The organism is Achromobacter deleyi (assembly GCF_016127315.1).
GTDB lineage: Bacteria > Pseudomonadota > Gammaproteobacteria > Burkholderiales > Burkholderiaceae_B > Achromobacter > Achromobacter insuavis_A.
This window is the reverse complement of the sequence record NZ_CP065997.1, coordinates 4,216,877-4,228,034: the sequence shown is the minus strand read 5'-3', so window position 1 is coordinate 4,228,034 and position 11,158 is coordinate 4,216,877. Positions and strand designations below refer to the sequence as shown.

General features: G+C 61.8%; 8 protein-coding genes. 5 read left to right on the top strand and 3 right to left on the bottom strand.

Going from position 1 to position 11,158, the window contains the following annotated elements:
* Positions 1–444: 444 nt before the first annotated feature.
* The 5 genes from I6I07_RS19190 (at position 445) to I6I07_RS19170 (ending at position 7,128) form a co-directional block, all read left to right on the top strand.
* Positions 445–1,215: a TolC family protein gene (locus I6I07_RS19190; RefSeq protein WP_198483276.1), complete on the top strand. Its 771-nt coding sequence runs from the start codon at positions 445–447 to the stop codon at positions 1,213–1,215.
* A gap of 125 nt (positions 1,216–1,340) precedes the next feature.
* Positions 1,341–1,748: a hypothetical protein gene (locus I6I07_RS19185; protein ID WP_198483275.1), complete on the top strand. Its 408-nt coding sequence runs from the start codon at positions 1,341–1,343 to the stop codon at positions 1,746–1,748.
* Positions 1,749–2,310: 562 nt separating this feature from the next.
* Positions 2,311–4,716: a TonB-dependent receptor gene (locus I6I07_RS19180; RefSeq protein ID WP_232625654.1), complete on the top strand. Its 2,406-nt coding sequence runs from the start codon at positions 2,311–2,313 to the stop codon at positions 4,714–4,716.
* Between the two features lie 131 nt (positions 4,717–4,847).
* Positions 4,848–5,510 carry a hypothetical protein gene (locus I6I07_RS19175; RefSeq protein ID WP_198483273.1) on the top strand — a complete coding sequence of 221 codons (663 nt, stop codon included), beginning with the start codon at positions 4,848–4,850 and terminating at the stop codon, positions 5,508–5,510.
* A gap of 169 nt (positions 5,511–5,679) precedes the next feature.
* Entirely contained in the window at positions 5,680–7,128 is a 1,449-nt protein-coding gene (locus tag I6I07_RS19170) for a cytochrome-c peroxidase (protein ID WP_232625653.1), read from the top strand.
* Between the two features lie 117 nt (positions 7,129–7,245).
* On the opposite strand, the gene I6I07_RS19165 is transcribed toward I6I07_RS19170, so the two are convergent.
* From I6I07_RS19165 to I6I07_RS19155, 3 genes are read right to left on the bottom strand one after another with little or no spacing between them, the layout of a single operon-like run.
* Complete coding sequence (locus I6I07_RS19165) at positions 7,246–7,551, bottom strand: chorismate mutase (protein ID WP_006384334.1); 306 nt, start codon at positions 7,549–7,551, stop codon at positions 7,246–7,248.
* Between the two features lie 5 nt (positions 7,552–7,556).
* Positions 7,557–9,848, bottom strand: a complete 2,292-nt coding sequence (locus tag I6I07_RS19160; protein ID WP_198483272.1) for a UvrD-helicase domain-containing protein — start codon at positions 9,846–9,848, stop codon at positions 7,557–7,559.
* Positions 9,845–11,053, bottom strand: coding sequence for a fatty acid desaturase (locus I6I07_RS19155; RefSeq protein ID WP_006395975.1), 1,209 nt, complete (start codon positions 11,051–11,053; stop codon positions 9,845–9,847). The genes I6I07_RS19160 and I6I07_RS19155 overlap by 4 nt, the downstream gene beginning before the upstream one ends.
* Positions 11,054–11,158 lie beyond the last annotated feature (105 nt).

Genomic DNA, 11,158 nt, shown 5'->3' with positions numbered 1-11,158 from the left:
AACACCCAGAACCAGTAAGAAACACCTCGCCACCAAGCTTAATCTATCAAACCAGTAGGGCTCACACATCCCATCACCCAACGGAAGATGAGCCGCTTGAATTTAAAAAATGAGGCCGTTAACGAAACATCTGCCGACAGACAGTCAACGACGGCGCCTCAACCAAAGGTTAACTCTGGCATTCAGGCCGCCACTAACTAACCGCTGCGCACAACAATCGCGAGTAGCTTATTAAAGTGAAAACGTATGCGTCGGGGTAGTACTCGCCCGCACCGTCGCCGTCAGACACGTCCTGTTTTTACCGATAACGAGAATTACACCCACCTCTTCCCCACAACATCACATCAGATCATGATATTTTTTTAATATATAAATTCTTCTCTTAAATTTTTCCCATATAACAACATTGGGACAGAGTTATCAAAGCGGCTATTTGATTTGGGCGTGGGCACTCGTGGCGATATCTTGCTAGCTGAGTCTACTCTCATACAAGCACAGATTGATCTGAAAAACGCGTTGACAGAGGAACGTGAAGCCCTTGCCGACTTGGCAAGCATGATCGGCCTACGCCCAGACGCAAATATTGTTGTCACCACTCAGGTGCAAGATATAAACACCGATCTGGTACAAGCGGACATGAACTATCTACTCGAAGAAGCGGTACGAAGAAATCCGATGGTACTGTCTGCTATTGAGGAGAAAAACGCTGCGGAAGCGCATCTTTCACTTGTGGAAGCAGAGCAACAACCTACGATTGGATTAATAGCAAGCGGCAGTCAAAGTTTAACACCCTCTACTGGATCAACCACCAAGCAGAGAATCCGTAGCTGGTCAATCGGTCTACAATTGAAAATTCCAATATTCTCTGGATTTTCAAGCTTTCAGAGCAAGCAGACAGCTATCGCGCAAAGAGATTTTCGGATCGCGTCCATCACGGAGATTGAACGCAAAGTTTCTAAGAATTTGTGGCTTCAAAAGGAGAAAATTGATACTCAATTATCAAATCTAAAACTAACCTCACAACTGTTAGTTGCAACAAAAGAAGCATACGCTTTGGCATTCGGTAGATATAAGTCAGGAGTCGGTACTATGCTGGAATTGCTACAAGCACAGAAATCATTAACGGATGCCACTCTGCAAAAGAATAAAACCATTTCCGTAATTTTAACGAGTCAATCCAAATTGGCAGCGATGATAGATCGTATTTCGTATTAATAAAATCGATACGAAATATGCGGAAAATATTATTATATATGCTAACGAGAAATATATTATTCTTATGCGCTATTGGTCTGTGGGCCACATCGGACGCACAAGAACTTGGACCATTTGGCGTTCACATGGGAATGACGCATGCAGAACTCGTAACCCATGTGAAAATTCAACCTATCTCGGGCAGGAAGAACGAATATCTGAGCATGCAGGCTCCGATAAAGATGAATGAATTTAACGCATATATTTATACGATCTCACCCAAAGTTGGACTTTGCCGCGTAACGGCGATTAAAGAGGCTGCACTAGAATCAGAGATTTTAGATTCTCGTAATAAAATTGGGAGAACGTTAGAGAAAAAGTACGGATTCCCTCAAAAAAAGGGTGAAAATTTCGTGTGGAGGCCAAGCAACAACTGGAACATTCAGGAGATCGTATTGCGTGTAGATAAGCAGGGGAAAATTGCAGGCCTACGACTTGGATATATTTTCTCGAATTTCTCTGAATGTGAAGTGGCCGACCTGAAAATTTCATAACCAAAAGAACATATTTACAATCAACGACACCATAGACCCCAGAATAAATTTCGCCATGCTCGTTGCCGAGCGCTTGCTCTCTTTGTAATCACAATAGAAATAGAACGCCAACAAGGCAACACAGATGAGCAAAGTCATTTCCAGGGAAAATCTCTCGTGTTCCATGATTCCTCCTCCACATTCGGACATATTGTTTCAGACCGCAGGGACGAGTCGGACAGACACTAGACACAAATCGGACTGTTGGCCCAACCATTTGCACTGAGGTCGAACTCACGAAGCGACGTCCCACCGTGGATACTGAACACAATGGTGGAACGCCCTCATGCCATGCCGCTCCAATGACCAAAGCGCAAGCCGACTTACTATCAGCACCATTTTTCTTGGCACAGTCCTGGCGTATGTCTCTCCCCTACCCGCAATAGCCGAGCCCCTCACTGAAGCCGTCCGTCTATGCATCCCCGCTCTCCCCCTGGGCGACGCGCTGATCGAGCTGGGCCGTCAATCCGGCCTGGAGATATCGTTCCCGCCCGCAGCAGTTGCGGGCAAAGTCTCTCCCGTCGTGCGCGGCAGGTTTCCCGCCCGGTTGGCGCTCGACCAGATGCTGGAAGGCTCCGGCCTGGCATTGCGCGCGGAGGGCGAGAACCGCTACCTCATCTACGTCGACCAGCCGGACCCGACCCACACGTCGCGGCTCGATCCCGTGCGGGTCTATGGCGAACAGCTTGGCGAACGCGTCTACAGTCGCCAGGAGATCGCCACGACACCCTCGTCCAACCGTGATCTGAGCACCTTGGTGGCGACGCATCCCTCGGTGCGCACCAACCCCGGCGCCCACGGCGCGCAGAATCGCGGTTCGCTCGATATCGAGGACATTTCCTTCTACGGCGCCAGTCCCTACCAGAACCTGTTCCAGATCGATGGCATCGATGCCACCAACCGCGTCGATCCAGCCAACAAGAACCTGGCCCAGGTAGGCGGCAATGTCCCCAGCAATCCACAGTCGTATTTCATCGACGCCAGCCTGCTGGAAGCCGTGCACGTGCACGACAGTTTCGTGCCGGTGGAATACGGACGATTCAATGGCGGCGTGGTGGACGCGCGCCTGCGCCGCTTTTCCGGCGAGAACCACCTGAAGTTCGACTATCGGTGGAACACCTCGAACATGACTCGCCAGCGCGTCTCGCCGGGCCAGGAGAACAAATGGACCCAAGGCGAGCCGGGCTTCACGCCCCGATGGCAAAAGCGCTTCTACTCGGTGGTGGCGGACATTGCCGTCAACGACAAGGCGGGCATGGTGCTGGCCATGTCGCATCGGCAATCCCGGATAGCGCGCTGGGGCCTGAGCGCGGATGACGCAGGCAAGTCACTGCGCATGCCGAACAACTATCGCGACCGCATCGACAACTTCCTGGGCAGGTTCAGCGTGCGCCCCGACGCCGACACCCTGGTCGATCTGACGCTGAAATACAGCGATCGCAGCGAAGCGCTGAGCAGCAATACGGCCCGCGACACGCAATACGCCAACAACCATGGCGCGTATGGCCTGGCTGCCCGTCTGGAATATCGATTGCCGGCGGCGCGCCTGTCCCTGCAGGCCGGCTGGGACCACGCCATGAGCAACCGCCGTTCGACGAGCCGCGAATGGGTGACGACACGCCCCTACAGGCTGCCCGTGTACTTCAAGGGCGGCTTCGGCCGGGAACAAAAACAGCAGGACACCGTGCTGCTCAAGGGGCGGATCGATCTGGATCCGCTACGCGCCCGGGCATTCACGCACAACGTCTACGCGGGCATCGACGCGCAGCGGATCGACGCGGCCTTCAAGCGGCCGAAGCTATCGACCGCCTACACGCGCACCTACGGCAGCACGGGCGGCTACACGGACAGCAATAGGTACCTGTGGCGGCCGGGAACGGTGCGGGCGCGCAGCCAGACGGCGGCGCTGTATCTCTCCGATCGCGTCGAGTGGCGGCGCCTGGCGCTGGATGCCGGGCTGCGCTATGACCACGAGAGCCTGTTCGGCAGCCACAGTGTCGCGCCGCGCACGCGCCTGGATTGGGATGTGCTCGGATCGGGCGCCACCGTGCTGAGCGGAGGATGGTCCCGCTACTTCGGCGGCGCCGTGCTGGAAACCGCCCTGGAAACCCGGCGCCTGCGCCTGCTGCAACAGTTGACCGACTTCCGCGGCAATCCCGTGCCCGCCGGCAAACAGGATTTTGCCGTGGACTACAGCGGGCTGCGCATGCCCTATGACGACGAATGGGCATTCTCGCTGCGCCAACGCATGGCGGGCCTGGAAGGCCTGCTGGGCTATGTCCGCCGCGACGGCCGGCGGCAGTGGATCAAGAGCGGCAAGATCAACACCGGCTTCACCTACCGCAACGGCGGCAACTCCACGACCGACGCCGTCAGCCTGACGCTACGCACGCTGGAACCCTGGCGAGCCGGTCCGACCCGTTGGCACCTGCAGGTCTCATGGAGCTGGCAGAAGCGCAAGACCAACACCGACCTGGCCAAGGGTTATGACGACAACGCGCGCGGCCCCAACGACAGGGTGATCTACAACGGCGCACCCATCCGCACCATCGACCTGCCGCCGCGAAGTTTCCACCAGCCCCAATTGGCCGCGCTCACGCTGACCGGCGTCTATCCACGCGCCGGACTGACCTGGACCCATACGCTGAACTGGCGCGGCAGGCGCGAGGACATCATCTATGTCGGCAGAGGCCCGGGCCCGTCCTTCCTCGATCGCTATCAATCTGGCGGCCTGCCCTCGTACTGGACCTGGGACACCCGGCTCTCGTGGCAGCCCCCCGTCATGCCCAGGCTCGAACTGACCATCGACACCCTCAATCTGCTCAACCGCATGCCCGCGATCGTGGCCGGTAATCCCACGCTGGCAAGCAACAACGCCACCTATCAATCCGGCCGCGAACTCTGGCTGCAGGTCGGCTACCGCTTCTGACCGCAAATCAGACCAGGCACCATGGAGCGCCGGCGGCCTTGTCCCTACCATGCTTCGTGGCCATTCCGGCCATGGCGCATCAGCCTCGCCGCTGGAACCCGCGGGCCGCGCCACCACGCAGGAACACGCGCATGGCATTGAACCGAGCCCAAACCAGAATCAAAGCCGCCATCGTGGCCCACGGCAGGCGGCATGGCATCAACGCCCCGACCATCCAGATCGCGGCGGACGTGGCCTATCTCGAATCATCGTTCGGCGCAGACTCGCACAGCGCCAGTCCCGGTTCGACCGCGTCCGGACTGTTCCGATACACCGACGAGGCCTGGCGCGAGCATCACTACACGCTGGGCAGCAAGGACGATCCGTCCAACCAGACCGCCGCCTTCTACAACGATCTGGCGCGCTACGTGTCCTGGTACACCAGCCCCGCCACCAATCGCCATATCCCCGACGACATGTCGCTGGGGGAATTCGTCTTCATCATGCACCACGGCGGCCGCGGCAGCATTCCATTGCCCAAGGACGTGGCCCTGGACCGCTATCGCAAGGAAATCACCGACAAGACGCGGGCATTGACCGCCACCCACCCCGATCCCCAACCCGGCGCGCTGGTGCTCGACGCCGATGCCTACACCGGCTACCCCGTCGAGGGAGACAGCGCAGGCTGCATCAAGCTGGCGCCCGATGGCGCGGCCTACATCGACTACATCCTGGAACCGCTGCTCTCCCGGGAAGAAAGACGGGCCATCGTGGCTCGCGATCCGGACGGCGCATTCCATATTCTCGATACCTGAGGCCGTGGCAAGCACGTTCCCGATGCTGGACCGTTCGCGCCTCAAGGCCCAACCTCAGCGCTCAATCGACAGATCGAGATCCATATAGATTATTCATCGCTTGGGCACTGAGGTATAGCCACCGTCGTTGCGTCCTACGTCTGACATCAACGCAACCCGGAACGTATCCATGCCCCTGCGTGGCAGCGCCAGGCCCCGGACGGGCGCCCTGGCTGTCCCTCTTGGCGCCACCAGTCTTGGCGCCTCCTATCTTCGCGCCTCTTTCCTTCGCGCCTCCCTTCTTTGCACCTCCCTTCTTTGCACCTCCTTTCTTTGCGCCCCGCCTCTTTACGCCGCCCATCCCGGTGCCGCCCCTCCTAGCGCCGCCCTGGCGCTGGCCGATACAGCCACCGCCGCCGGCCAGGCCGATCCCCGCGCCATCGCCGATGCGCCCGCCTGCCACACGCAGGCGGGCTGGGACCTCGCCTGCCTGCGTGCGCGCTATGTCGGCCCCGCCGCCGGATGGCCCGCGCCCACCATCGACGCCGGCGTGCACTGGACCGAATGGGCGGCCGTCCCGCCGGCTTCCAGCCCGCCGCTGCAATGGACCGCCGCGAATGCCGGCCAGGCGGAACTGGCCGCCGACGTGGCCAGGCCGGCGGTCGTGACGCTCGGACAGATGCTGTTCTTCGATGCCCGCCTGTCGCGCAAGGGCCAGGTCTCCTGCGCCTCCTGTCACCAGCCGCAGCACGCCTTCACCGACGGCCTGCCGCTGGCGGTGGGCGAGGACAAGCTGATGGGCCGGCGCCGTTCCACGCCGCTGTATGCCGCGCCGTTCGCGCCGCGCCTGTTCTGGGACGGCCGCGCGGCCAGCCTCAAGGAACAGGTGATGGGACCGCTGCACGATCCGCGGGAAATGAACCATGACGCTGTCGGGGCGGTGACTCGGTTGCGGGAGAACCACATGTATCCCGCGCGCTTCCTCGAGGCGTTCGGCGGCGCGCCGGCAGCGTCTTCTTCAACGGTTGCACCGGCTTCATCAGCGGCCGCCTCGACAGCATCGGCAACGGCAGCTACGACAACGGTGGCTCAGGCGCCAGCGGCATCGACACCGACATCCGCAGTCGACGCCGACCGCCTGGCGCGCGCGCTGGCCGCCTACGTGGCTTCGCTGCGGCCGGAGAAAACACGCTTCGACGATTTCCTGGCGGGCCGCGCCGATGCGCTGGACGACACCGAACTGCTGGGCCTGCACCTGTTCCGCACCCAGGCGCGCTGCATGAACTGCCACAACGGCCCGTTGCTCACCGACCACCAGTTCCACAACATCGGCCTGTCCTTCTACGGCCGCCGCAACCAGGACCTGGGGCGCTACGAGACCACGCGCGATCCGGCGGACCTGGGCAAGTTCCGCACGCCGAGCCTGCGCAACGTGGCGCAAGCCGGTCCGTGGATGCACAACGGCCTGTTCCCGGACCTGCGGGGATTGCTGCGGATGTACAACGTCGGCATGGGCCGTGAAACGCCGCCGGCCGATCCGCCGGACCCGTATGCGCCGCGCAAGTCGGAACACATCAAGCCGCTCGACCTGAGCCCGGCCGAGATCGACGCCCTGCTGGCGTTCCTGAAGACCTTGTAATTCGATCCGCCGACAACGCGGCGCGGGAAAAAAGAATGGCCGCGGCAGAGCCGCGGCCATGGAGCTTTCCCTGTGCGGACGGCCACGCCCTGGCGGGCAGCGGCCGTCAGGCGCGCATCACGAGTAGGGACGCTCGCGCAGGCGCGTGTGGTGGTCGACGACGGTGTCGATCACTTCGCGCAGGATGGTTTCGGCCAGGGCCGGCGGCACGCCGGCCTCTTCGGCCAGGCGGCGGATGCGCTGGACCTGCTGGTCTTCGCGCACCGGGTCCACCAGGTCCATGTCGTTGGCCTGCTTGAGTTCACCGATCATGTCCGTGCAGCGGAAGCGCACGCCGAGCAGCAAGATGATCTGCTGGTCGATCTCGTCGACTTCGGCGCGCAGCGATGCCAGTTCGGCTTTCGGGGAGTCTTGATTGGCCATGTCTTTCAACCTTGAACGATATCCAGCTTGGCGATGCCCAGCGCCAGCGTCTTGGCGCCGACATCGCGGAAATGGATTTCCGCCTGGGCGTCTTGTCCCGCGCCGCTCAGGCTGACGATGGTGCCGTCGCCGAAACGCGCGTGATGCACGCCCTGTCCCACACGATACTGCTTGTCGCCCACCGTGACGCCGGAGGCCGTGCCGCGCGGTTGACGCGGCGCAATGGTGTTGGTCGGCTTGCGGCCGAACGCGTCGCCGCGGTTGCCGTTCCAGCCGCCGCCGGCGCTCAGGGCGGGCGCCAGGCCGGCCTTGGGCGACAGCCACTTCAGGTGCTGCTCGGGGATCTCATCGAGGAAGCGCGAACGCATGGCGTAGCGCGTCTGGCCATGCAGCATGCGGCTTTGCGCCAGGCTGATGTACAGGCGCTGGCGCGCGCGGGTGATCGCCACGTACATGAGGCGGCGCTCTTCTTCCAGGCCGGATTGCTCCAGGATGCTGTTCTCGTGGGGGAACAGGCCTTCCTCGAGGCCGGTGATGAAAACGGCGTCGAACTCCAGGCCCTTGGCCGCGTGCACGGTCATGAGCTGCACGGCGTCCTGGCCCTGCTGCGCCTGGTTGTCGCCGGCCTCGAGCGCGGCATGCGACAGGAACGCCGCCAGCGGCGTCAGGCCGTCGGAAACCACCGGCGGCGCGTCGACCACGCCGGGCATCAGCGTGCTGGAGGTGCCCTGGTCGGGCACCACGCCGGCGGGCATGCCGTCGTAGTTTTCCTCGGACGCGAACACCGCCGCGGCGGTGATCAGTTCGTTCAGGTTTTCGAGGCGCTCGGCGCCTTCGCGCTCGGCCTTGTAGTGCGCGTTCAGGCCGCTGGCCTCGAGCATGTGCTCGACCACTTCGGGCAGCGGCAGGTCGCGCGTTTCCTCGGTCATGCGATGGATCAACTGGGCGAACTGGGCCAGGTTGGACCCGCCCTTGCCCGCCACCAGCGCCACGGCCGCGTACAGGCTGGAATCATGCGCGCGGGCCGCGTCGGCCAGCTGTTCCAGCGTGCGCGCGCCGATGCCGCGAGTCGGGAAGTTGACCACCCGCATCCACGAGGTGTCGTCGTGCGGATTGGACATCAGGCGCAGGTAGGCCAGCGCGTGCTTGATTTCCTGGCGCTCGAAGAAGCGCAGGCCGCCATAGACCTTGTACGGAATGCCGGCCGAGAAGATGGCGTGCTCGATCACGCGAGACTGCGCGTTGCTGCGATAGAGCACGGCGATCTCGCGGCGCAGGCTGCCTTCGTGGATCAGCGAGCGGATCTCGTCGACGATCCACTGCGCTTCCATGCCGTCCGAGGGCTGCTCGATGACGCGCACCGGTTCGCCTTCGCCCTGGTCGGTCCAGAGATTCTTGCCCAGGCGGCCGCTGTTGTGGCCGATGAGCGCGTTGGCGGAATCCAGGATGTGGCCGTACGAGCGGTAGTTCTGCTCCAGGCGGATCACGGTGCCGCGCGCGTAGTCGCGCTCGAAGTCGGACATGTTGCCGACATTGGCGCCGCGGAACGCGTAGATGGACTGGTCGTCGTCGCCCACGGCGAAGATCGCCGCGCCGCCGCCGGCCAGCAGCCGCAGCCACTTGTACTGCAGCGTGTTGGTGTCCTGGAACTCGTCGACCAGGATGTGGCGGAAGCGGCGCTGGTAGTGCTCGCGCACGGGCGCGTTGCGCGACAGCAGTTCGTAGGCGCGCAACAGCAGCTCGGCGAAGTCGACCACGCCTTCGCGTTGGCACTGGGCTTCGTAGAGCTGGTAGATCTCGATCAGGCGGCGGCGGTGCGCGTCATAGGCTTCGACGTCGGCGGGGCGCAGGCCCTCTTCCTTGGCGCCGTTGATGAAGCGCTGCACGTCGCGCGGCGGGTACTTCTCGTCGTCGACGCCATTGGCCTTCATCAGCCGCTTGATGGCGGCGAGCTGGTCGGTGACGTCGAGGATCTGGAAGGTCTGCGGCAGGCCGGCGTCGCGATGATGCGCGCGCAGCATGCGGTTGCACAGGCCGTGGAAGGTGCCGATCCAGAGGCCGCGCGTATCGATCGGCAGGATGGCCGACATGCGCGCCAGCATTTCGCGGGCGGCCTTGTTGGTGAACGTGACTGCCAGCAGCCCAAAAGGCGAAGCCTGGCCGGTTTGAATCAGCCAGGCCATGCGGGTGGTGAGCACCCGGGTCTTGCCGCTGCCCGCCCCGGCCAGGACCAGGGCGTGCTGCGGTTCTAACGTTACTGCGGCGCGTTGTTCAGGATTGAGCTTCTCGAGCATCATGCCGCGTAGCGGCGCAGACGTTGAGCGAATTGCTCGAGCCCGGCGATGCCGCTTTGCTGGGCGCGCTGGCACCAGGCCTGCAGGTCATGGAGGAGCTGTTCGCTGCTGGCGCTGGAGCTTTCCCAGATACGGCCGAGCTCGCGGCGCATCTGCACCAGGGTCGACAGCGACTGGTTCTGGGCAATGGCCTTGTCCACGGCTTCGAGCTGTTCCGGCTGGAGGATGTCCTCGTTGCGGTGGATGGCGCGGCGCACCTTGTGCAGCTTGTTCCAGCCGCAGTCGGCGTTGCCATCCTGGCGCGAGGCCTTCAGCTTGGCCAGCTCTTCGCGGGCGGCGCTCTTGATCACGTCCGCATAGCGGGCCATGACTTCGTAGCGGTGCGTGATCACGCCTTGCAGCGTGCGCAGGTCGATGCCGGTCTTGGAATCATCCAGCTTGAGCTTGGGCGCGACCTTCTTGATCTTGGCCAGGCCCAGGAACTTCAGGATGTTGATGTAGCACCAGCCGATGTCGAATTCGTACCACTTGGCCGAGAACTTGGCCGACGTGCCGTGGGCGTGATGGTTGTTGTGCAGCTCTTCGCCGCCGATCACGATGCCCCAGGGGAACACGTTGGTGCTGGTGTCCGGGCTGTTGTAGTTGCGGTAGCCCCAGTAGTGGCCGATACCGTTGACGACGCCGGCCGCCCAGAAGGGGATCCAGGCCATCTGCACCGCCCACACCGTGACGCCGATCGCGCCGAACAGGGCGATGTCGATGGCGAGCATGGTCAGCACGCCCCACAGGCTGTGCTTGCTGTAGACGTTGCGTTCGAGCCAGTCGTCAGGCGTGCCGTGGCCGAACTTGGCCATGGTTTCCTTGTTGTTGGATTCTTCGCGATAGAGCTCGGCGCCGCGGAACAACACTTTCCAGATGCCGAACAGGATGGGCGAATGGGGATCGCCTTCCTTTTCGCACTTGGCGTGGTGTTTGCGGTGGATCGCAACCCATTCCTTGGTGACCATGCCGGTCGTCATCCAGAGCCAGAAGCGGAAGAAGTGCATCACGGCCGGATGCAGATCCAGGCCCCGGTGCGCCTGGCTGCGGTGCAGGAAGACGGTAACGGACACGATCGTGATGTGCGTCACGACCAGGGTGAAAACGACGACCTGCCACCAAGTCGCTTGGGTCAGACCGCCGGCAATGAAGGAGAGGATGTAATCCATAAAGCTGTAATGAGCCTCGCTTGAAGAGTGCCTGAAGTTTAGCTTACCTTTGCCGCGTTATGACAATGGAGTTTCAAAATAGTTTTTGAGGGAAATCAAGGACTA